At 67.1% G+C, this 21,315-nt stretch carries 14 protein-coding genes; 4 read left to right on the top strand and 10 right to left on the bottom strand.

What is annotated here, in order from left to right; translation table 11 throughout:
- The first annotated feature begins 181 nt into the window (after positions 1-181).
- Both ACO05L_RS05465 and ACO05L_RS05460 read left to right on the top strand, forming a co-directional pair.
- On the top strand, positions 182-2,185 hold the full coding sequence (locus ACO05L_RS05465) for a capsular polysaccharide biosynthesis protein (protein WP_421731160.1): 2,004 nt from the start codon (positions 182-184) through the stop codon (positions 2,183-2,185).
- Positions 2,186-2,256: 71 nt separating this feature from the next.
- A complete protein-coding gene (locus ACO05L_RS05460) occupies positions 2,257-3,381 on the top strand; it encodes a beta-ketoacyl-ACP synthase III (RefSeq protein WP_421731159.1) in 1,125 nt (374 codons plus the stop codon).
- Here ACO05L_RS05460 and ACO05L_RS05455 read toward each other — a convergent pair.
- A complete protein-coding gene (locus tag ACO05L_RS05455) occupies positions 3,362-4,570 on the bottom strand; it encodes a M48 family metallopeptidase (RefSeq protein WP_421731158.1) in 1,209 nt (402 codons plus the stop codon). The two genes, ACO05L_RS05460 and ACO05L_RS05455, sit on opposite strands and share 20 nt — an antisense overlap.
- Positions 4,571-4,758: 188 nt before the next feature.
- On the opposite strand from ACO05L_RS05455, the gene ACO05L_RS05450 reads away from it, so the two are divergent.
- Entirely contained in the window at positions 4,759-5,031 is a 273-nt protein-coding gene (locus ACO05L_RS05450) for a hypothetical protein (protein WP_421731157.1), read from the top strand.
- An 81-nt stretch (positions 5,032-5,112) separates the two neighbouring features.
- Here the strand turns inward: ACO05L_RS05450 and ACO05L_RS05445 are convergent, their stop codons facing one another.
- From ACO05L_RS05445 to ACO05L_RS05405, 9 genes are all read right to left on the bottom strand, one after another.
- Positions 5,113-5,640: a porin family protein gene (locus ACO05L_RS05445; RefSeq protein WP_421731156.1), complete on the bottom strand. Its 528-nt coding sequence runs from the start codon at positions 5,638-5,640 to the stop codon at positions 5,113-5,115.
- Positions 5,641-5,835: 195 nt separating this feature from the next.
- Positions 5,836-8,526: a pyruvate, phosphate dikinase gene (ppdK, locus tag ACO05L_RS05440; RefSeq protein ID WP_421731155.1), complete on the bottom strand. Its 2,691-nt coding sequence runs from the start codon at positions 8,524-8,526 to the stop codon at positions 5,836-5,838.
- A 183-nt stretch (positions 8,527-8,709) separates the two neighbouring features.
- Complete coding sequence (locus ACO05L_RS05435) at positions 8,710-10,788, bottom strand: catalase (RefSeq protein WP_421731154.1); 2,079 nt, start codon at positions 10,786-10,788, stop codon at positions 8,710-8,712.
- A 102-nt stretch (positions 10,789-10,890) separates the two neighbouring features.
- Positions 10,891-13,269, bottom strand: coding sequence for a glycine--tRNA ligase subunit beta (gene glyS / locus ACO05L_RS05430; protein ID WP_421731153.1), 2,379 nt, complete (start codon positions 13,267-13,269; stop codon positions 10,891-10,893).
- A 158-nt stretch (positions 13,270-13,427) separates the two neighbouring features.
- Positions 13,428-14,324 (bottom strand): glycine--tRNA ligase subunit alpha, encoded by an 897-nt coding sequence (locus tag ACO05L_RS05425; protein ID WP_421731152.1) that lies wholly within the window; start codon positions 14,322-14,324, stop codon positions 13,428-13,430.
- A gap of 101 nt (positions 14,325-14,425) precedes the next feature.
- Complete coding sequence (locus ACO05L_RS05420) at positions 14,426-15,424, bottom strand: fasciclin domain-containing protein (protein WP_421731151.1); 999 nt, start codon at positions 15,422-15,424, stop codon at positions 14,426-14,428.
- Between the two features lie 227 nt (positions 15,425-15,651).
- Entirely contained in the window at positions 15,652-16,533 is an 882-nt protein-coding gene (locus ACO05L_RS05415) for a 4-(cytidine 5'-diphospho)-2-C-methyl-D-erythritol kinase (RefSeq protein ID WP_421731150.1), read from the bottom strand.
- A 5-nt stretch (positions 16,534-16,538) separates the two neighbouring features.
- Entirely contained in the window at positions 16,539-18,413 is a 1,875-nt protein-coding gene (locus ACO05L_RS05410) for a tetratricopeptide repeat protein (protein ID WP_421731149.1), read from the bottom strand.
- Positions 18,414-18,561: 148 nt separating this feature from the next.
- Positions 18,562-20,214: an electron transfer flavoprotein-ubiquinone oxidoreductase gene (locus tag ACO05L_RS05405; RefSeq protein ID WP_421731636.1), complete on the bottom strand. Its 1,653-nt coding sequence runs from the start codon at positions 20,212-20,214 to the stop codon at positions 18,562-18,564.
- A gap of 195 nt (positions 20,215-20,409) precedes the next feature.
- Here ACO05L_RS05405 and ACO05L_RS05400 point away from each other — a divergent pair, with 195 nt between their 5' ends.
- The gene (locus ACO05L_RS05400) at positions 20,410-21,198 is read left to right on the top strand and encodes a uracil-DNA glycosylase (RefSeq protein ID WP_421731148.1); all 789 of its coding nucleotides are present in this window, start codon (positions 20,410-20,412) and stop codon (positions 21,196-21,198) included.
- Positions 21,199-21,315: the final 117 nt, after the last annotated feature.

Below are 21,315 nucleotides of genomic sequence, written 5' to 3'. Positions count from 1 at the left end.
TTCGTCATCGCCCGGCTGACGGGGCAATGACGAAAGAGATCGGGCAATAACGAAAGAGATGAGGTGTTCCAGACCCGCGCATCTGGCCCTAGACACGGACATCATCCAACGAAGACCGATCCGCTTGCCGCATTCGCATCCAGATGAGCCTCCGATACCCGCCTGGGTCTGCGCGCCCGGCGTGCTGAAGGTCCCGCATCTGGCCGGCCTGCTGCCCGAATACGACCTGCGCGCCCTGCCCGGCCCGGACATCAAGGCCGTCATCGGCTGGGGCATGAAGCCGTCGGCCAAGGCGGGGCGTCGGCTCGCCGCCAAACGCGGCCTGCCCTATGTGGCGCTGGAGGACGGGTTTCTGCGCTCCGTTGGCCTGGGCGAGGCGGGCGCGACCTCGCTGAGCCTGACTGTGGACGAGGTCGGGGTCTATTATGATGCGACCCGGCCCTCGCGGCTGGAACAGTTGATCCAGTCTGCGCCTGACTGGTGCGACGCCGCCATGACGGCTCGCGCCCGCGCCCTGATCGAACAGATCGTCGCGGCGCGCCTGTCCAAGACCAATATGGGCGTGGCGCTGGACGCCTCGATCCTGAAACCCGGCCGCCGCGTCCTGATCGTGGACCAGACACTGGGCGACGCCTCCATCGGCTTTGGCATGGCCGGGCCGACCGCCTTTGCCGACATGATCGCGGCGGCGCGTACCGACGAGCCGAACGCGCAGTTGATCGTCAAGCGCCACCCCGCCGTCGCCGCCGGACGCAAGTCGGGCTGTATCGCCCAGGCCGACCTGAGCGGCGTCACCTTGATCGACACCGACGTGCGCGCCGCCGACCTGCTGGACGCGGTGGACGCGGTCTATGTCGTCACCTCCGGCCTGGGGTTTGAGGCCCTGCTGCGGGGTCTACCCGTCCGCTGTTTCGGCGCCCCCTTCTATTCCGGCTGGGGCCTGACCAGCGACGCCGTGGACACAGGCCGACGCGGCCAGGCGTGCACCCTGGAACAGGTCGCCGCCGCCGCCCTGATCGCCTACAGCCGCTATGTCGATCCGGTGACGGGTCAGCGTTGCGAGGCCGAAGAGGCGGTCGCGCGTCTGTCGGCCCTGCGCGACCGCGCCGAACGGCTGGCGGGGCCGTGGTCGGCGGTCGGGTTCGCCCCGGCCAAACGCCCGCCGATCCGTCGACTGCTGAACTCGCCCAAGGCGCGCTTGCGCTATTTCATGTCGCCCAAGGCCGCCGTGCGCGATGCGCGCCGCACAGGCGGTCGCCTGACCTGGTGGGCAGGCAAGGAGAGCGAGGCCACGCGTCAGGCCGCCGCCGGGTTCGACGGTCGCACCGTGCGGATCGAGGACGGCTTCATCCGCTCGCGCGGCCTAGGATCGGACTTCCACGGCGCCCTGTCGGTCGCGCTGGACGATCTGGGCGTCTATTACGATGCGACCCGGCCCAGCCGCCTGGAGGCCCTGATCGAGATGGGCGATCTGGACGACGCCGCCCTGGCGCGCGCGGCCCGTCTGCGCGCTCGCATCGTCGAGGCCGGCCTGTCGAAATACAATCTGAAGGGCGAGGCGCCGCCCGCCTGGCCGACCGACCGCGAGCGGCTGCTGGTCGTCGGCCAGGTCGAGAACGACAAGTCCATTGCGCTCGGCTGCACCGACATCCGCACCAACTCGGGCTTGGTCGAGGCGGCGCGGCGCGACTTCCCGAACGCCTTCCTGATCTATCGCAACCATCCCGACGTCATGGCGGGCAACCGGCCCGGCAAGCTGGACGCCGGGGCCATGGCGGCGGTGGATGCGGTCGCGGACGATCTCGACATAATCGACTGTCTGAACGCCTGCGACCGCCTGGCGACCCTGACCTCCCTGTCGGGGTTCGAGGCCCTGATGCGGGGCAAGGCTGTGACCACATACGGTCGGCCCTTTTATGCCGGATGGGGGCTGACCGACGACCGGACGGGCCCCTTCCCGCGTCGAACACGCGCAGCCACTCTGGACGATCTGACCCACGCTGCGCTGATCGCCTATCCCCTCTATGTCGCGCCGAACGGGTGGCCCTGCGAGGCCGAGGATCTGGTCGAGGCCCTGATCGCGGCGCGCGACATGCCGCTGGCGCCGGCGCCGCGCGGCCGGATCCGCCGCTGGTGGCGCGGGATTCAGGCCAGTCTCGACCGGACGCCTCCGCCATCGTATTGACGGGGTTCTCAAAGAGAACGGACCCCGCAAGCAAGCGAGGCTCCGCAGGCCGCGCCAGGGAAGTCTAGACCGTGACCAAGTCCGTTATCGCCGCCACCGGCCTGTTCACCCCCGAACAGTCGATCTCCAACGCCGAGCTGGTCGAGGCCTACAACACCTGGGCCGCCCAGTGGAACGCGGATCACGCCAACGAAATCCAGGAAGGCGACGTCGCCGCCCTGACCCCGTCCTCGGTCGAGTTCATCGAAAAGGCCTCGGGCATCAAGAGCCGGTTCGTGCTGGACAAGGCGGGCGTGCTGGATCCCAGGCGGATGGCCCCCAACATCGCCGAACGTCCTAACGAAGAGCTTTCCGTCATGGCCGAGATGGCCGTCGCCGCCGCACGTCAGGCCATCGCCGCCTGGGGCAAGCCGGTCTCGGAAATCGGCGCCGTCCTGTGCGCCGCGTCCAACATGCCCCGCCCCTATCCGGCCCTGGCCATCGAGGTGCAGCAGGCTCTGGGCATCGGCGGCTTCGCCTTCGACATGAACGTGGCCTGTTCCTCGGCGACCTTCGGCATCAAGACGGCGGCGGACTTCATCGGCGGCGGCTCGGTCAAGGCCGTCCTGATGGTCAACCCCGAGGTCTGCTCAGCCCACCTGAACTTCCGCGACCGCGACAGCCACTTCATCTTCGGCGACGTCTGCACCGCCGTGATCATCGAGGCCGAGGAACAGGCTGCCCCTGGCGGCTGGGACATCCTGGGCACGCGGCTGAAAACGGATTTCTCCAACAATATCCGCAACAACTACGGCTTTTTGAACAACGCGGCCCCCGAGGGGATCGGCCACCGCGACAAGCTGTTCATCCAGCAGGGCCGCAAGGTCTTCAAGGACGTGGTGCCGATGGTGTCGGAGATGATCATCGACCATGCCGCCGAACTGGGCCTCGACCCGCACGGCCTGAAGCGGATGTGGCTGCACCAGGCCAACATCAACATGAACCAGTATATCGGCCGCAAGGTTCTGGGTCGCGAGCCAGAGCCGGAAGAGAACGTCATCATTCTGGACGACTACGCCAACACCTCGTCGGCCGGCTCGATCATCGCCTTCCACCTGAAGCAGGCCGGCTTCGCGCCTGGCGAAACCGGCCTGATCTGCTCGTTCGGCGCGGGCTATTCGGCCGGCACCGTCTTCGTCAGGAAGCGGGCGGACTGACCTCAGAATCCTTCGTCGCCGGATGGGTCGCCTTCCATTCCATGGCCCGGCGAATGCGGTTCTCGACGCTGGGGTGGTCGTAGAAGAAGAACTCCTCGATCGCCGAGGGTGACGGCGCCCGGTATTCGGCGGTCTTGATCAGGGCCTTGGACAGACCGTCCGGCTCATTGGCGTGAACCAGCGAGAAGTGGTCGGCGTCGGCCTCGATGGTGCGGATCATGGTCGCGCTGATCGGCGTGGCCAGTAGTCCCAGCACCGCCAGAACGGCGCCCAGGACCGGCAGGCCGGCTGGATCGCGGATGTCGCCGACGCCTTTGGCGCCCAGCAACCTGTGGGCCACCGGATAGAGGCGGTCGGTCAGGAAGAAGCCTACTGCGGTCAGCAGGACCATGATCCCCACCATCCACAGGACGTGGGCCCGGACATAGTGGCCCATCTCGTGACCCACGACGCCGCGCACCTCGGCCAGGTCGGCGCCCTTGGTGAACATCACGTCGCTCATGGCCACGCGAGCCGTGCCGAACAGGCCCGACACATTGGCGGTGTAGCGGTCGGACTGACGCGAGCCGTCATAGATGTAGATCTTGTCCGACGGCGTGCCGGTCTTCTCGGCCAGGGCGACGACGGCGTCGCGCACCTCGCCGTCCGGCGCCGGGGTATAGGTGTTGAACAGGGGCTCGATCAGGATCGGCGAGACGATCAGGCCGATGACGATGAAGACCGCCGTCAGACCCGCCGCCCAGGCCCACCACAGGGCGCGCGCCCGGCGGATCAGAGCATAGATACCGACCAGCAGCAGGGCGGTGAAGACGGTCGAGATGGCGGCCGACATCAGGCCTTCGGTCAGCCAGCCGACGAAGGGCTGATCGGTCAGGCCGTACTGCCCCTCGCGATACCAGGACTCATAGATCGACCAGGGCAGGGTCAGCAGCCAGCTGACCGCCAGATAGACCAGCCCGACCACGAAAGAGGCCAGGACCGGCCGACCCTTCTTGCGCTCCACCGCCTCGCGCACACGGACCAGAAGGCCGGTGCGGATCAGTATCCAGGCCACCAGGATCGACACCGCGAAGCTCCACAGGATCAACCAGTGGCCGCCCTGGGTATAGGCCACGGCGCGGGCCGTATCCTCGGGCGACAAGGTCGCCAGCCATTGCGCCGTCGCCGCCGCCGGATCGAATTCTTGCATGAGATTCCCCCTCGTTTGTTCGCAGACAATCCGTCCGGCGGGGGTTTGTCAGCTTAATTCCGCGACAGGTCCGCCAGGGTCATCACAAACAATCTATTGCCAAGCCAGCGGCCACGCTTGCACCGCCGGCCCGCCTGCGCGAATAAGCCCTCTTTCCCAGTCCTTGCATCCAAGAGGCGAATTGCCCGATGGCCAAGACCCAGAACCCGTCATCCTCGCCACTTTCATTTCTGGAAGCGATCGCGCGTGACGTGGCCCTGGTGCTGAAGTCGCTTGGCGGCTCGGCGCATCAGAATGTCGTCATCGACTGTGTCGCCGCCCTGAAGCGGCAGCGCGGCGAGGCCGTGACCCACGACCTGCGCGACGCCGTGGTCGAGGCGTTCAACCGCTACAGCCAGTGGTTCGCCCGGCCCTTTGGGGAAGGCTCCCAGCGCTGGGCCCTGATCGCCGAACCCGGCTGACGCTCAGCTCAGGCAGATCCCGAACATGAAAAAGGCGCGCCCCTCTCGGAGCGCGCCTTTCTCTTTGCCGATGGCTTCGAACTAGAAGCGGCGGACGTAGTTGACCGAATAGACGTCGGCTTCGCCACCGTCCGAACGGAAGTCGCGGCGCGTCCAGTCGGCGCGGACGCCGTTCTGGGCGTCGAAGTAGTAGTTGGCGCCGGCGCCGTAGTTGACGCTTTCGCCATCTTCGCTGGCGCTGACGCCGGCGGCCTTGGCCTTGATCTCGGTGGTGCCGTAACCGACGCGAGCGAACAGGTCGAAGTTGGGCGAGACCGGCAGGGTGGCGACGCCATAGATGGCGGCGTCGTACTCATGCTTCACCTTGCCGTCGACGCCGCCGATGCTGAAGTCATCGTCCTTGACGCCAAACGAGGCTTCAGCCTCTGCGCCGAGGTAGGGCGTGAACTTGGCGCCGAAGCGGCCGGTCACGGCGCCCAGGTCGCCTTGCGAGCCGTCCAGCTGGGTGTAGCCGAGCGTGCCGTAGTAGGTCGGCGATTGCATGGTCTGAGCCATCGCAGGAACGGCGAATACTGAGAGAGCGGCGGTTGCGAGAAGAATGTTACGCATTGTTTCTTATACTCCTAGATGTTGACGACGGTTACGTCGCCTGCCCCATCCAGCGAGTGTTCAAATAGGTAGGGGCCAAGGCCGTTCCAAGGCGTGACGAATACATGACCAAAAGCGTGGCATCAGAAACACAGACGCCGTTCTGTCGGGAACAGAACGGCGTTTGCTTATCCATGGCTATTGTGCGGCGAAGGATTACCGATCTTTTTCTCTAGCCTCGCCGCCGCGCGTGACTAGCGCAGCCTGTGCGGCGGCCAGCCGGGCGATCGGCACGCGGTAGGGCGAGCAGGACACGTAATCCAGGCCGACCTCTTCGCAGAAGGCGATCGACGAGGGGTCGCCGCCGTGTTCGCCGCAGATGCCGGTCTTGATGCCCGGACGCGCCGCAGAGCCGCGCTCCTTGGCGATGCGGATCAGGTCGCCCACGCCGTCCTGGTCCAGGCGGACGAAGGGGTCGGTCTCGAAGATGCCCTTGTCCATATAGGCCTGCAGGAACCGGCCCGAGTCGTCTCTGGAGATGCCGAAGGTGGTCTGGGTCAGGTCGTTGGTGCCGAACGAGAAGAACTCGGCGTGTTCGGCCAGGTCGGCGGCCCGCAGAGCGGCGCGCGGCAGTTCGATCATGGTGCCGACCAGATATTCGACGCTGTCGCCCGCATCGGCGAAGACGGCCTTGGCGGTGCGGTCGGTCAGTTCGCGCAGGAACTTCATCTCCAGACCCATGGCGACCAGGGGATGCATGATCTCGGGGATGGGGGCGGCGCCAGAGGCCTGTTTGACCTCGATGGCGGCTTCCAGAACCGCGCGGACCTGCATCTCGTAGATCTCGGGGTAGGCCACGCCCAGACGCGCGCCCCGGTGACCCAGCATCGGGTTGGTCTCGTGCAGTTCCTTGGCGCGGCGCTTCAGCTTGGCGGCGTCCAGGCCGGACGAGGCGGCCAGGGCGTCGATGTCCTCTTCCGTATGGGGGATGAACTCGTGCAGCGGCGGGTCCAGCAGGCGGATCGTGACCGGCAGGCCGGCCATGATGGTGAACAGCTCGACGAAGTCCGACTTCTGGAACGGGGCGATCTTGGCCAGGGCGACGCGGCGGCCCTTCTCGTCGTCCGACAGGATCATCTCGCGCACGGCGGCGATGCGGGCCTCGTCAAAGAACATGTGCTCGGTGCGGCACAGGCCGATGCCCTCGGCGCCGAAGCCGCGCGCGGTGCGGGCGTCCAGCGGGGTCTCGGCATTGGCGCGGACCTTCAAGCGGCGCACGGCGTCGGCCCAGCCCATCAGTGTCTGGAAGTCGCCGGTCAGCTCGGGCTCGATCATGGCCACGGCGCCGTCCAGCACCTCGCCCTTGGAGCCGTCGATGGTGATGATCTCGCCCGCCTTGAAGGTGCGGCCATGGGCGGTGAAGGTCCCGGCCGCCTCGTCGATCGACAGGGCGTTGATGCCGCAGACGCAAGGCCGCCCCATGCCGCGCGCCACCACGGCCGCATGGCTGGTCATGCCGCCGCGCGCCGTGACGATGCCGCGCGCCGCGTGCATGCCGTGGATGTCCTCAGGCGAGGTCTCCTCACGCACCAGGATGACCGCGTCGCCCAGCTGGGCCAGGCGCTCGGCCTCGTCGGCGTCGAACACGATCTTGCCGGTCGCCGCGCCGGGCGAGGCCGGCAGGCCCGAGGCCACGACCTTGCGCTCGGCCTTGGGGTCCAGGGTCGGGTGCAGAAGCTGATCAAGGGCGGCGGGTTCGACCCGGCTGATGGCCTCTTCCTGGGTGATGACGCCCTCGGCGGCCAGGTCAACGGCGACCTTCAGCGCCGACTTCGCGGTGCGCTTGCCGTTGCGGGTCTGCAGCATCCAAAGCCGGCCCTGTTCGACCGTGAACTCGATGTCCTGCATGTCGCGGTAGTGGCTTTCCAGCTTGCCGACGACATCGACGAACTCGGCGAACACCACCGGCATGGCCTCTTCCATCGAGGGGGCGGTCTCGCCCATCTCCTCGCGGCCGACCTTGGTCAGCGACTGGGGCGTGCGGATGCCCGCGACGACGTCCTCACCCTGCGCATTGATCAGGAACTCCCCGTACAGGCGCGCCTCGCCGGTCGAAGGGTTGCGGGTGAAGGCCACGCCCGTCGCCGAGGTCTCGCCCATATTGCCGAACACCATGGACTGGATGTTGACGGCGGTGCCCCAGCTTTCGGGGATGTCGTGCATGCGGCGATAGAATTTCGCCCGGTCGTTCATCCAGCTGGCGAAGACGGCGGACGCGGCGCCCCACAGCTGTTCATGCGGGTCCTGCGGGAAGGGCTGACCCAGCTCGCGCTCGACCACGGCCTTGTATTCGGCGACGACCTTTTCCCAGTCGGCGGCGGTCAGGTCGGTATCGACCGAGACGCCCAGCCGATCCTTGTGATCGTCCAGCACTTCCTCGAAGTCGTCATGGCTCAGGCCCAGGACGACGCTGGAATACATGGTGATGAAGCGACGATAGGAATCGAAGGCGAAGCGGCGATCGCCCGACAGCTTGGCCAGGCCCTCGACGGTCTGGTCGTTCAGGCCCAGGTTCAGCACCGTGTCCATCATGCCGGGCATGGAGGCGCGGGCGCCGGACCGGACGCTGACCAGCAGGGGGTTGGCGGCGTCGCCGAATGTCTTGCCGACGATGCCCTCGACCTTGGCCAGGCCGGCGGCGACCTGTTCGCGCAGGCCGTCAGGATACTGCTGGCTGTTGGAATAATAGTGGACGCAGGCTTCGGTCGTGATGGTGAAGCCGGGCGGCACGGGCAAGCCCAGCGACGACATCTCGGCCAGGTTCGCGCCCTTGCCGCCGAGAAGATTCTTCATCGAAGCATCGCCGTCGGCCGAACCGCCGCCGAAACCGTACACCCACTGAGTCATCGAAAGCCCCTTGGTCGTCTTATGCCGTCACGGTCCGAGCCGAGTCCGGCCTGACTACCGTGCTGCAAGCGCGAAGGCGAGACCGGGCTGTTACAAAGCGTGAGGAATATTACTGTCGAAGCGGGCGACGGCATCTCCTGTCGGAAGGCCGCCCGCCCGGTCTGTGTCATGCCGAAACGCTCCTTATGCGAGGTCGCGCACGCCCGGCTCACGGTCCCACTGACGGGTCGAGGCCGGCGCCAACCAGGCCTTGGCGCCCTTGGACAGGTCCACCACACCCGCGTCCGGCTCGACATTGGCCTTGTCCAGCAGGGGTTGGGCCTCGGGGGTAAAGCCGATGGCCTTCAGGTGGACGAAGGCGAAAGCGGCGAAATCGACCGCCGCGCTCTCCTTCAGGAGGTCGGCGCACCCCGCCTCAGACAGGACAATGGCCACGGCGTCGAACAGCACCGAAGGCGTCCCGGCCAGCTGCCCGTCGGCGGCCAGCTTCTTGCCGCCTTTCAGGGTCACCCCGCCGATCTTGGGGGCCACGATCTTGACCGAGGCGCCGGCGCCCTCCGCCGCGGCCCGGACCGCATCGATCACCGCCCCGTCGGCGCCGTCGCTGACGAGGATGCCCACCACACGGCCCTTCAGGGTGTCCGGATATTTGCCGACGATGCTCAGCGCAGGCGAGGCGTCCATGTCATAGGGCTTGCTGGCGGCAGGATTGGCGGCCGGCAGTTTGACGTTCAGCCCGGCGGCGACCCGTTTGGCCAGATCGGCGTCGATGTTCTGAAGGTTGCCCATAACCCGGTCTCGGACGTGATCCAGCGTCACCTTCGACAGCTCGAACACGATTGCGCTGGCCAGATGCGCCTGTTCGATCTCGGTCTGACTGCGGAAGAACAGCCTCGCCTGACTATAGTGGTCGGCGAAGGTATCGGCCCGGATCCGAACCTTGGCGCCTTCGACCGGCGCCGCAAAGCTGCGGAAGCCGCCCTTGGGGTCCTCGCGCGGACCGCCCTCCTCCCCGGCCTTGGCCAGACTGTTGGGCTCATAGTTGGCGCGGCCCTTGGGCACGGCCATCTGCATATGGCCGTCGCGCTGCATATTCTGGAAGGGGCAGCCCTTGGCCTGGTTGATCGGGATCTGGTGGAAATTCACCGTCCCCAGACGTGACAGCTGGGTGTCCTGATAGGAGAAGAGCCGACCCTGCAGCAGAGGGTCCTCCGAAAAGTCGATCCCCGGCGGCACGTTGGTCGGCAGGAAGGCGACCTGCTCGGTCTCGGCGAAGAAGTTATCCGGGTTCCGGTTCAGGGTCATCTTGCCGATGACCTTCAGCGGATGCAGCTCCTCGGGGATCAGCTTGGTGGCGTCCAGGATGTCGAACGGCAGGGCGTCGGCCTCTTCCTGGGTCAGCAGTTGCACCGCCAGATCCCATTCCGGGAAGTCGCCCTTGTCGATGGCCTCATAGAGGTCGCGGCGATGGAAGTCCGGGTCCGCGCCGGCGATCTTGACCGCCTCGTCCCACAGGGTCGACTGAGCCCCCAGGCGCGGCCGCCAATGGAATTTCACGAAGGTCGCTTCGCCCCTGGCGTTAATCAGGCGGAAGCTGTGGACGCCAAATCCCTCGATCATCCGCAAGGAGCGTGGGATGCCCCGGTCGCTCATGGCCCACATGATCATGTGGCTGGTCTCGGGCATCAGGCCGACGAAGTCCCAGAAGGTGTCGTGAGCCGACGCTGCCTGCGGATAGCCGCGGTCGGCCTCCATCTTCACCGAGTGAATGAGGTCCGGAAACTTAATGGCGTCCTGGATGAAGAAGACGGGGATGTTGTTGCCGACCAGGTCCCAGTTGCCCTCGACAGTGTAGAATTTCACCGCAAAGCCTCGCACGTCGCGCGGCGTATCCACCGAGCCCGCGCCGCCCGCCACGGTCGAGAAGCGGGTGAACAGCTCAGTCTGCTTGCCGACCTCGGTCAGGATCTTGGCGGTTGTGTAGTCGGCCAGGCTCTCGGTCAGTTCGAAGACGCCGTGGGCCGCCGAGCCGCGCGCGTGAACGATCCGCTCAGGGATCCGCTCGTGGTCGAAATGCTGGATCTTTTCGCGGAGAACAAAGTCTTCCAGCAGGTGCGGCCCTCTAGGACCGGCCGAGAGGGTGTTCTGATTGTCGCTGATCGGGACGCCGTGGTTGGTCGTTAGCCGGGTCTCGGGCGTGGATGCAGTCTGGTGGGTCTCTCCACCATTGCCGGGCGTGGCGTCGTTTTTCGAATTGGCCATGGAAGCGTCCTCTCTAGGATCGCACTCCAACGCCCCGCTTGCGTCACGGTCTCAGCTTGGCCGCAAGTAACCCGGATTTTGCGCCCGTGGGGCGGGGTGTGGCTACCCCGCCACCTGTCCGAAGTCGGCGACCTTGCCCATGACGTCGCGGACCTGGCCCAGAAGTTTCAGGCGGTTGTCGCGCTCTGCCGCCACGTCGGAGTTGACCAGCACATCGGTGAAGAAGGCGTCCACGGGGCTGCGCAAGCCAGCGAGCGCCGTCATGGCGGCGGCGAAATCCTCGGTCTCCAACGCGGCATCCACGGCGGTCGCGGCGGCGGCGGCGGCGAAGGCGAGCGCGGTCTCCGCCTCGGGCTGGTTGGGCAGGCCGGTCTGGACCATGCCGGTCGGCACCTCGCCCTTCTTGGCCTCCGCCTTGAGGATGTTGGAGGCCCGCTTGTAGCCCGCCAGCAGGTTGGCCCCGTCGTCGGTAGCCAGGAAGGCGTCCAGCGCCTCGACCCTGCGCACGATGCGCACGAGGTCGTCGTCGCCGAGGGCGAAGACCGCGTCCACGAGATCATGCCGCTTGCCCTGATCGCGCAGGAGGACCTTCAGACGGTCGGCGAAGAAGGTTCGAAGTGCTTGAGCTTCGGCTCCCAGGATCCCAGCCATGAAAGCTTCGACGTTCTTCGAGAGGCCAATACCAAGAGCACTTGCGTACTCGTTCAATAGACCATCACCAACTTTACGATGTTGCTCGAAAGCGAAACTGCAGAAAATCAGCATGCGTGCGTAAATGTCGGTAGCCTTGATCGACTCGACATCTAGGCCAACGTCCGGATCAGCATCTTCATAGAGCGCTGCTAGGTCATCAAAGCTCGTCTCTCTGGGGAAATAACCAGCGTAGGGCACTTTCCTTGCGACATCGACCGCAACCGGACCTGCACTGAGATCCAGCACGTAGTCGGTGATGCTATTCAAGATGGGGTAATATTGACCGATCAGAGTTTTGATCGATGTCACCAAAACCGCGCTCATACCGAGACGCAGGCGATTATCCAACACCAGCCGGATCACGCCCAGCGCCGCGCGCCGCAGAGCGAACGGGTCCTTCGACCCCGTGGGCTTTTCGTCGATGGCGAAGAAGCCGACCAAGGTATCCAGCTTGTCGGCCAGGGCCACCGCCACCGTCAGCGGCGCGGTCGGGACCGAGTCCGCCGGACCCTGCGGCTTGTAGTGGTCGCGCACGGCGTCGGCGACGGCGTCGGGCTCGCCGAAGGCGCGGGCGTAGTAACCGCCCATGACGCCCTGAAGCTCGGGGAACTCGCTGACCATGCCCGAGGCCAGATCGGCCTTGGACAGACGGGCGGCGCGCTCGGCCTGATCGGCGTCGGCGCCGACCAGAGGCGCGATCTCGCGGGCCAGGGCGGCGATGCGGTCGACCCGCTCGGCCAGGGTGCCCAGCTTGGCGTGGAAGGTGACGCCGGACAGCTTGGCGTTCCAGGCGTCGAAGCCGACCTTTTGGTCCTCGTCCCAGAAGAAGCGGGCGTCGTTCAGGCGGGCCGACAGGACCTTGGAGTTACCCGCAGCCAGGGCCTTGCCGCCGTCCGAGGCCTCGACGTTGGCGACGACGACGAAGTGGGGCGCCAAGCCTTCCTTGGCCGGATCGCGCACCGCGAAATACTTCTGGTGGACCTTCATTGACAGCCGGACCACCTCGGGCGGCAGGCTGAGGAACTGCGGGTCCATGTCGCCCAGGATCGGCGTCGGCCATTCGGCCAGACCGGCGACCTCTTCCAGCAGGCCGTCGTCATCGACCAGGGCCAGCCCCTTGGCGGCGGTGACGGCCTTGGCGGCTTCGAGGATCTTCAGCTTGCGGTCGGCGACGTCGAGCAGGACGTAGTCGGCCTCCAGCTTGCGCCGATAATCGGCGAAGTCGTTGACGACGATAGGCTGACCCTTGCCGAGGAAGCGGTGGCCCTCGGTGATGGCGTCCGACGCGATGCCGTCGATCTCGAACGGCACGACCTTGCCGTCGAAGATGGCGACGATCCGCTTCAGCGGGCGGATCCAGCGCAGGGTGCCAGAGCCCCAGCGCATCGACTTGGGCCAGGGGAAGGCGCGGACGATGGCGTCCACCGTCTCGGCGACGATGCCGGCGGTGGCGCGGCCCGGCTGGTCGATGACGGCGAAGAAGACGCCGTCCCGCTCGGTCAGTTGATCCTTCGTCAGGCCGGTCTTTCTGAGGAAGCCTTCCAGAGCCTGTTCGGGCGCATTGGCGCGCGGACCCTTCAGTTCCTCGGAACGGTCGGGCGTGGCCGTGGGCAGGCCTTCGATCACCAGGGTCAGGCGGCGCGGCCCGGCATAGGTCGTCAGCGCGTCCCAGGTCAGGCCCGCAGCCTTCAGCCGCTCGGAGGCCATGCGCTCCAGGTCGCGCGCGGCGCCCTGCTGCATGCGCGCGGGGATTTCTTCGGAGAAGAGTTCGAGGAGAAGTTGGGGCATCAGAGTCTCAAATTAAATCCGCTCATCCCGGCGAAAGCCGGGACCCAGTGCTTTGGGCGACCCAAAGCGACCGGCTTCGCGCTGACCGCAGTCCCGCGCATCGTGCCTGATAAAAGAACTGGGTCCCGGCTTTCGCCGGGATGAGCGGAAGTGATCGATCACGCCTCCGCCCTTTCCTGTTCGACGTAAGCCAGGGCGCAGGCCTTACACAGGTCCCGTATCCGGCCGATGTAGCTCTGGCGTTCGGCGACGGCGATGGCGCCGCGGGCGTCCATCAGGTTGAACAGGTGCGAGACCTTCAGCACCTGATCATAGGCGGGCAGGACCAGAGGCTGACCCTGCGGACCCGTCATGGCCAGCAGGCGGCGGCTCTCGCTCTCCATGTCCTCGAAGCGGCGCTTCAGCCCCTCGACGTCATAGCCGTGGAAATTGGCCTCGGACTGCTGGCGCTCGTTCTCGAGGAAGACCTCGCCATAGGTCAGACCGTCCTTGTTGAACTTCAGGTCATAGACGTTGTCGACGCCCTGGACATACATGGCCAGGCGCTCCAGCCCATAGGTCAGCTCGCCCGAGACCACGTCGACCTCGATGCCGCCGACGCCCTGGAAATAGGTGAACTGCGTCACCTCCATACCGTCGCACCAGACCTCCCAGCCCAGACCCCAGGCGCCCACCGTGGGGTTTTCCCAGTCGTCCTCGACAAAGCGGATGTCGTGCAGCTTCGGGTCGATGCCGATGGCCGCCAGCGAGCCGAGATATAGCTCCTGAAGGTTATCCGGGTTGGGCTTCAGCAGAACCTGAAACTGGTAATAATGCTGCAGCCGGTTGGGGTTCTCGCCATAGCGGCCGTCGCCGGGGCGGCGGCTGGGCTGGACGTAGGCGGCCTTCCACGGCTTGGAGCCCAGCGCGCGCAACACCGTCGCCGGGTGCAGCGTCCCCGCCCCCACCTCGATGTCATAGGGCTGCAACAGGGCGCAGCCCTGGTCGCCCCAGTATTTCTGGAGCGTCAGGATCAGGTCCTGGAAGGACAGGGGATCGGTCGTGGTGCTGGACAATGTCGGTCTTTGCGGGAGGCAAACGAAAGGCGGCGGACCCTAGAGCCCGCCGCCTCGCAACTCAACCTGATGCAGTCAGGCTTTGCGCCTTGCCGCCCATCTTACTGGGGTTCGACAGCGTCCGTCTCGTCGGTCGCCATATCGTCAGTCTGGCCATCGGTCGGGTTGGCGACCGGGGGCGAGGCCGTGGTGGTCACGGCGGCGGCCGGCTCACCCGAGGGCGCGGTCACCGGAGCAGCCTCTTCCATCGGAGCCGCTTCCTCGGCCGGGGTGGCGTCGGTGGCGGGCGCCTCAGGCGCGGCCGGAGCCATGGCGCCGTCCTCGGCCATCGGGGCCGTGGTCGATTCCGTCGGCGCGACCGGCGGGGTCATGGCGGGCGACTCAGCGGGGGCTGCAGCCTCGGGCGCGGTTTCCGTCATCGGAGCGGCCATGGGTGCAGCTTCGGCCGGCATGGCTTCAGCGGGGGCGGCTTCGGCCGGCATGGCCTCGGCGGCGTCACCGGCGGCGACCTGGGATGCGGCGGGATTCAGCACCTTGTCGATGGCGAAGACGGCGCCGTTGGAAGCGTCGATGTCGGCGGTCAGAACCGTGGCGTCATCGGCCTTGATCGCGTCGCCGGTGCCGTCCAGCTGGATTTCGGTCTCAGCCGCAGTCTTCACGCCGCCCTTCGAGCCTTCGATCTGGCTCGAGTTCACGTCGGCCACGATGACATGGTACAGCAGGACCTGGCGCAGCTCGTTGACGTTGGCCGGGTCCATCAGACGGGTGCGATCAGCCTCGGGCAGGGCAGCAAAGGCCGCGTCGGTCGGAGCGAAGATCGAGATGGCGCTGGCGCCCTTCAGGGTGTCGGTCAGCTGCGCGGCGTCCAGCGCGGCCAGCAAGGTCGTGAACTGGCCGTTGGATTTCAGGACATCGACGACAGTATTTGCCTGAGCCGGGGTCGCGGCGACCTGGGCCGCGGCTTCCGCGGCAGGCGCGGCCTCGGCTGCGGGCGCTTCGGCCATGGGAGCCTCGGCGGCAGGAACGTCCTGAGCGAAGGCGGCGGAGCCGGCGAACAGGGCGACGGCGGCGGTAGCGGTCAGAAGGCGTGTGCGGATCATGGGGAGTGTCCTTTCGAAGGAAACGACCGCTGAAGAGCGCGATCACTTTTTTGAGGAGCGATCACGGAGAGCGATCACGATCGGTAACGCGGTGTTACTGGGCAGAGAAAAGCCCAGCCCTGCGCTCAGGTTCCATATGGATGTGTAATCAGTGCGGAACACGGTTCTCGCAAAGACCATCTCGGGGCCATTGCGGGGCGACGCCTCATGGACGCCGCGTCAGCGCCTTAAAGCGCGTTCGCCGCCAAGGGATGGCCCAGAACGGTTGCCTTGACCCACCAATCGCCATGATCGGATTTCAGCCGTTCGGCGGCCGATCTCGCCGCATCGGCGCTGTCGAACAGGCCGAACACCGTCGCTCCCGATCCCGACATCCGCGTCAGACGCACGCCGGAAATCGCCGCCATTTCCGACAGAGCCAGCCCGATCGCAGGGGTCTGGGCGACGGCGGGCGCCTGAAGATCGTTGCGCTGTTCGGCCAGCCAGTCGATCACCGTTCCTGCCAGCCAGTCGGCGGGCTCGGCGGGGCGTTCGACGCTTGCTGCGGGGCCGGCGTCATAGGCGCGATAGACAGCCCCGGTCGATGACGGCGCGCCGGGATTGGCCAGGACGGCGTAGAGCGGCGGGAGGGATGGCGTCGGCGTCAGGATATCCCCCCTGCCCTCGCTCCAGGCGGGCCGCGCTCGCACGCACATAGGCGCGTCGGCCCCGGCGACCGTGGCGATGGCCTCCAGCCGGTCTTCATCCATGTCGAGCCCCAGGACGGCCACGGCCAGACGCAGGGCCGTCGCCGCATCGGACGACCCGCCGCCCAGACCGGCGGCGACCGGAAGCTGCTTGTCCAATGTGACCCTTAGGCCCGGCTCGCCGATGCCGGCCGCTTCACCCAGCGCCCTCAGGGCCGTCAGAATCAGATTGCCTGGACCGTTCAGCCCGGCCGCGAACGGGCCGACGACCGTCAGAGACAAGCCATCGGCGCGCTCGACGCTGACGCGGTCGCCCACGTCGGCGAAGGCGACGACGCCGCATAGGGGATGATAGCCGTCGGCCGCCACCGCGCCGACGTGCAGGAACAGGTTGATCTTGGCCGGAGCCAGGCCGGACAGCACGGTCGTCAGAGCTCGCCACCCTGCTGCGGGGCGTCGTCATCCGTCAGGGCGGCGACCGGAACCTGGGCCGCCAGACCATTGGCGATCTTGTCCTCGACCGCGCTGCGGCGTTCGGCGTCCGGGTCCAGCGTCAGGACCCGGTTCCACTGGAAGCCCGCCTCGCGGCGACGCCCGACCTGCCAGTAGGCGTCGCCCAGGTGGTCGTTGATCTCGGCGTTCGCCGGCTCGGCGCTCACGGCCTGTTCCAGCGTCGAGACGGCGGTCTCGTACTGGCCCTGGCGATACTGGGCCCAACCAAGGCTGTCCTGGATATTGCCGTCGTCGGGATCGGCGGCGTGGGCGCGCGCGATCATGGCCGCGCCCTCGGCCACTCGCGTGCCGCTGTCGACCCAGAGATAGCCCAGGTAGTTGAGGAAGGCGGGTTCATCGGGACGCGCCTGCAGGGCGGCCCACAGCTCGGCCTCCGCCTCGGGAACCTGTTTCAGGGATTCATAGGCGGCGCCGCGCATGAACCGCACCTCCGGCGACTGTTCGGCGGTGTTCAGGACGGGGCTGTTCAGGACCTGAAGGGCTTCCTCGTAGCGGCTCATCTGCACCAGTTGGGCGGCCAGGAAATAGGCCACGCGCGCGTCGTCGGGCGTCGCGGCCATGGCCTTCCTGAACTCGGCCAGAGCTTCGTCGTCGCGGTTCTGACGTCCCAGGCTGGCGGCGATCTGGACGCGCGCGGCGGCGTAATCGCCGGGATCGGCCATCGACACCTGTTCCAGCACGCCGCGTCCCTGCGCCTCCAGCTTGGCCTGGGCCAGGGTCGAACCCAGCAGCAGGCGCGTGGTGTCGCTGGGCAGGACGCTGAGGGCGAGACGCAGATAGACGGCGGCGAACTCGGGCGAGTCGGTCGCAGTCACCGCCGAGGCCAGGGTAAGGGCGGCGGCGGCGCCCTCCTGGAAGGTGGCGACCTTGGGCGGGGTGCGACCGGCCGCAGCGCGGGTCTTCGCCGTTTCGACAACCGCATCGTCGACGCCCGAAGCGACCACGGCGTCATAGACGGCGATGGCCTCGTCGCGACGCCCGCGCCGTTCCAGGAAACCGCCATAGCCCATGCGGAAGGGGGTCTGGGCCGCAGGCGCAGCGATCAGGGCGCGGTACTCAGCCTCGGCCTCGTCGAACTGGCGGTGGATTTCCAGAAGTTGAGCCCGCTGGAACCGGATCACCAGGCTGAACAGATCGGTGGCGGAGCTGGGCGGCGACGTCAGGGCCAGATCCCATTCGCCGGCGGCGGCGGCGATCCAGGGCTGGACCAGCACAGCGGCTCGACCGTGCGGCGGTCGGATGGGATTTCCCTTCAGGGGCGCGATGGCGGCGCGCGCGTCGCCGTGGGCGAAGGTCTGGACGGCGACCACCAGACGACCGGCCTCGCCGATGACCGGGGCCACGCCCGGCCCGGTGGGCGCCAGGCGAGCGGCGTCATCCAGATCGCCCGCGATCAGGGCGGCGGTGAAGGCCTGTTCCCGCACTCGGGGCTGTTCTGGCGTCAGACGAACGACCTCGGCCAGTTGCGCCGAACCGCGCGCCCCATCAGTCTCGAAACTGGCGGCGCCGCTGGAGAGCAGCCGACCTGACAGATAGAGGCCGTAAGCCGTGCGCCCCTCCGCATCGCGCGGCGATGGCGCCCAGACGGCGGGAATGGGCGTGACCAGCGGCCGGGTAGGAATGACGACCGCAGGGGGCTTGGGTGCATCCGTCGGAGCGGTCGCGGCCGGCGGCGCCTCGGCAGGAGCCAGTTCCACGGGAGCCACGTCTTCGGGCGTCGCCTCCTGAGCCGCGAGCGGCGAGGCGAAGGCCGCCATGGCCACGCAGGACAGGAGACCGACTTTGGACATGAAGCGGGAGCGAAGGCGGACCATGGACATGGAACGACCCTCACCACTTTAAGGTCCGCTCGCAAGGGGGCGCGCCATTCCCCCGACGTTTTACGGCCCGTCATAGCAACAAGAGCGCCCGACCGGCGAACCGGCCGGGCTGTCGTCTCTACATATTCGGATAGTTGGGACCGCCGCCGCCTTCGGGCGTGGTCCAGACGATGTTCTGCGACGGGTCCTTGATGTCGCAGGTTTTGCAGTGGACGCAGTTCTGGGCGTTGATCACGAACTTCGGATCGGTCCGCGCCACCTCGTCGGCATAGACCACCTCATAGACGCCCGCCGGGCAGTAGAGCCGCGCCGGCTCGCCGTACTTGGGCAGGTTAACCTGGATCGGCACGGACGGGTCCAGCAGCTTCAGGTGAGCCGGCTGTTCCTCGGCGTGGTTGGTGTTCGAAATGAAGACCGACGACAGCTTGTCGAACGACAGCTTGCCGTCCGGCTTGGGATAGACGCGCGGCTTGTGCTTGGAGGCGGGCTCGGTCGAGGCCGCGTCGGTCTTGGTGTGCTTCAGCGTCCAGGGCGTGGTCAGGCCGGTCAGGCCGGTCAGCCACATCTCGGCGACGCCGAGCGCCCCGCCCAGGGTGGTGCCGAACTTGGACAGATAGGGCTTGGCGTTACGAACCGCCTTGAGCTCCTTATAGACCCAGCTCTTCTCGTAGGCCGCCTGATAGGCGTCCAGCACGTCGCCCTCGCGGCCGGCCATGACGGCGTCGTAGGCGGCCTCGGCGGCCAGCATGCCGGTCTTCATGGCGTTATGGCTGCCCTTGATCCGGGGCACGTTGACGAAGCCGGCCGAGCAGCCGATCAGCGCCCCGCCAGGGAAGGCCAGTTTCGGCACCGACTGGAAGCCGCCCTCGGTGATGGCCCGAGCGCCGTAGGAAATGCGGGTGCCGCCTTCCAGATGCTCGGCGACGGCGGGGTGGTGCTTGAAGCGCTGGAACTCGTCGAACGGCGACAGGAACGGGTCCTTGTAGTTCAGGTGAACGACGTAGCCGATGGCCACGTAGTTGTCGCCGAAGTGGTACATGAACGAGCCCCCGCCGGTGAACTCGTCCAGCGGCCAGCCGGTGGTGTGCTGGGCCAGGCCGGGACGGTGCTTCTCGGCCGGGATCTGCCACAGCTCCTTCAGGCCGATGCCGAATTTCTGCGGGCTGGAATCCTTGGCCAGCTTGTGGCGGGCGATGATGGTCTTGGCCAGGGAGCCGCGAACACCCTCGGCGATGAAGACGTATTTGCCGTGCAGCTCGATGCCCGGCTGGAAGTCGCCGGTCGGGGCGCCGTGCTTGTCGATGCCGAACACGCCGGCGACGACGCCTTTGACCCGGCCCGTCTCTTCTTCCCAGACGACGTGGCTGGCGGCCATGCCGGGATAGACCTCGACGCCCATGGCCTCGGCCTGTTCGCCCAGCCAGCGGGTCAGGTTGCCCAGAGAGGCGATGTAGCAGCCGTCATTGTGCATGATCGGCGGCAGCATCGGCATGGGCAGGCTGATCTGGCCTGCCGGGCCCAGCACCATGAAGCGGTCCTGGGTGACCAAGGTCTCCAGCGGCGCGCCGCGTTCCTTCCAGTCGGGGAAGAGTTCGGCCAGGGCCTTGGGATCGATGACGGCGCCCGACAGGATGTGCCCGCCGACCTCGGCCGACTTCTCCAGCACGGCGACGTTGATTTCCTTGCCCTCGGCCTCGGCCTTCTGCTTCAGGCGGATGGCGGCCGACAGGCCGGCGGGACCGCCGCCGACGATGACCACGTCATATTCCATGATCTCGCGCTCGACGCCCTGCAGCGCTTCCAGCGGCGGCAGGTTGTCCAGGATGGCTTCCTGGCGGGCGGTCGTGGCGCCGCCCTCGCGTGTATCCTCGGCCATGGTCTCGTGCATCCCGGTCGTTCGTGTGGTTTATCTCCGCTTAGGAAGGTGACGGAGGGATGGTCAAGGCCTATCCCTGTGCGGATCGACATGAACGCCTCCCCGATAGACATCTCCGCGACCGAGAGCCTGCTCGCCTTCTGGCGCGATGCAGGGGTCGACGCCTGCTATGGCGAGGCCGCCGTCGACCGCAGCTATGTCGAGCCGCCGGCCCTGAAGGCGGTGGCCAAGGCGACCGCGTCCGTCACCCAGCTGCAGACCCACGACGCCCAGAACGATGCCCTGGGGGACGCCCGACGCCTGGCCGCCGGGGCTAATACGCTGGAAGAACTGGCGGCGGCGGTGGCGGCTTTCGAAGGCTGTGCCCTGCGCGGAATGGGCGCACGCCAATCGGTGTTCGGGCGCGGTGCGGCCGACGCCCCCGTCCTGCTCATCGGCGAGTCCCCCGGCGCGGACGAGACCCAGCCCTTCGGCGGTCGAACCGGCAAGCTGCTGGACCGGATGCTGGCTGCGGCGGGTCTGACGGACAAGGTTTTCATCATCAACACCGTCTTCTGGCGTCCGCCCGGCAACCGACCGCCGACCCCGGCGGAACAGGCCGTTTGCGCCCCCTTCGTCGAGCGGGCCATGGCCATCATGCGCCCCAGGGCCGTCCTTCTGCTGGGCGCCGCCTCGGCCAGAAGCGTGCTCCAGACCGAGGACTCGATCATGAAGATGCGGGGCCAGTGGCGCGACTGGCGGCTGGCCGAAGGCGATGTCTCGGCCCCCGCTCTGCCGACCCTGCATCCGGCCTTCCTGCTGCGTCAGCCCCAGGCGAAACGCCAGGTCTGGGCTGACCTGCTGTCGCTGGCTGCGCGAGTGGACGAGACGCCGGGTTAGGCCATCGGGCGGCCACGATCCTCGCCTAATGGGCGAATTCGTTGAGGAATCTGTCAGTTTCTGGCATGGTCCTTGATTGACGACCGATCGCAGACACACGCGCCGATCCTGAATCGA

The organism is Brevundimonas sp., assembly GCF_965227765.1.
Lineage (GTDB): Bacteria > Pseudomonadota > Alphaproteobacteria > Caulobacterales > Caulobacteraceae > Brevundimonas.
This window is presented reverse-complemented; position numbering and strand designations above follow the sequence as displayed.

What these genes read in the sequence shown, in the direction of transcription:
- ACO05L_RS05445 (WP_421731156.1), bottom strand. Translation starts at nt 5,640, where the DNA reads ATGCGTAACATTCTTCTCGCAACCGCCGCTCTCTCAGTATTCGCCGTT.
- glyS (WP_421731153.1), bottom strand. Translation starts at nt 13,269, where the DNA reads ATGCCCCAACTTCTCCTCGAACTCTTCTCCGAAGAAATCCCCGCGCGC.
- ACO05L_RS05455 (WP_421731158.1), bottom strand. Translation starts at nt 4,570, where the DNA reads ATGCAAGAATTCGATCCGGCGGCGGCGACGGCGCAATGGCTGGCGACC.
- ppdK (WP_421731155.1), bottom strand. Translation starts at nt 8,526, where the DNA reads ATGACTCAGTGGGTGTACGGTTTCGGCGGCGGTTCGGCCGACGGCGAT.
- ACO05L_RS05420 (WP_421731151.1), bottom strand. Translation starts at nt 15,424, where the DNA reads ATGATCCGCACACGCCTTCTGACCGCTACCGCCGCCGTCGCCCTGTTC.
- ACO05L_RS05405 (WP_421731636.1), bottom strand. Translation starts at nt 20,214, where the DNA reads ATGGAATATGACGTGGTCATCGTCGGCGGCGGTCCCGCCGGCCTGTCG.
- ACO05L_RS05435 (WP_421731154.1), bottom strand. Translation starts at nt 10,788, where the DNA reads ATGGCCAATTCGAAAAACGACGCCACGCCCGGCAATGGTGGAGAGACC.
- ACO05L_RS05450 (WP_421731157.1), top strand. Translation starts at nt 4,759, where the DNA reads ATGGCCAAGACCCAGAACCCGTCATCCTCGCCACTTTCATTTCTGGAA.
- ACO05L_RS05400 (WP_421731148.1), top strand. Translation starts at nt 20,410, where the DNA reads ATGAACGCCTCCCCGATAGACATCTCCGCGACCGAGAGCCTGCTCGCC.
- ACO05L_RS05410 (WP_421731149.1), bottom strand. Translation starts at nt 18,413, where the DNA reads ATGTCCAAAGTCGGTCTCCTGTCCTGCGTGGCCATGGCGGCCTTCGCC.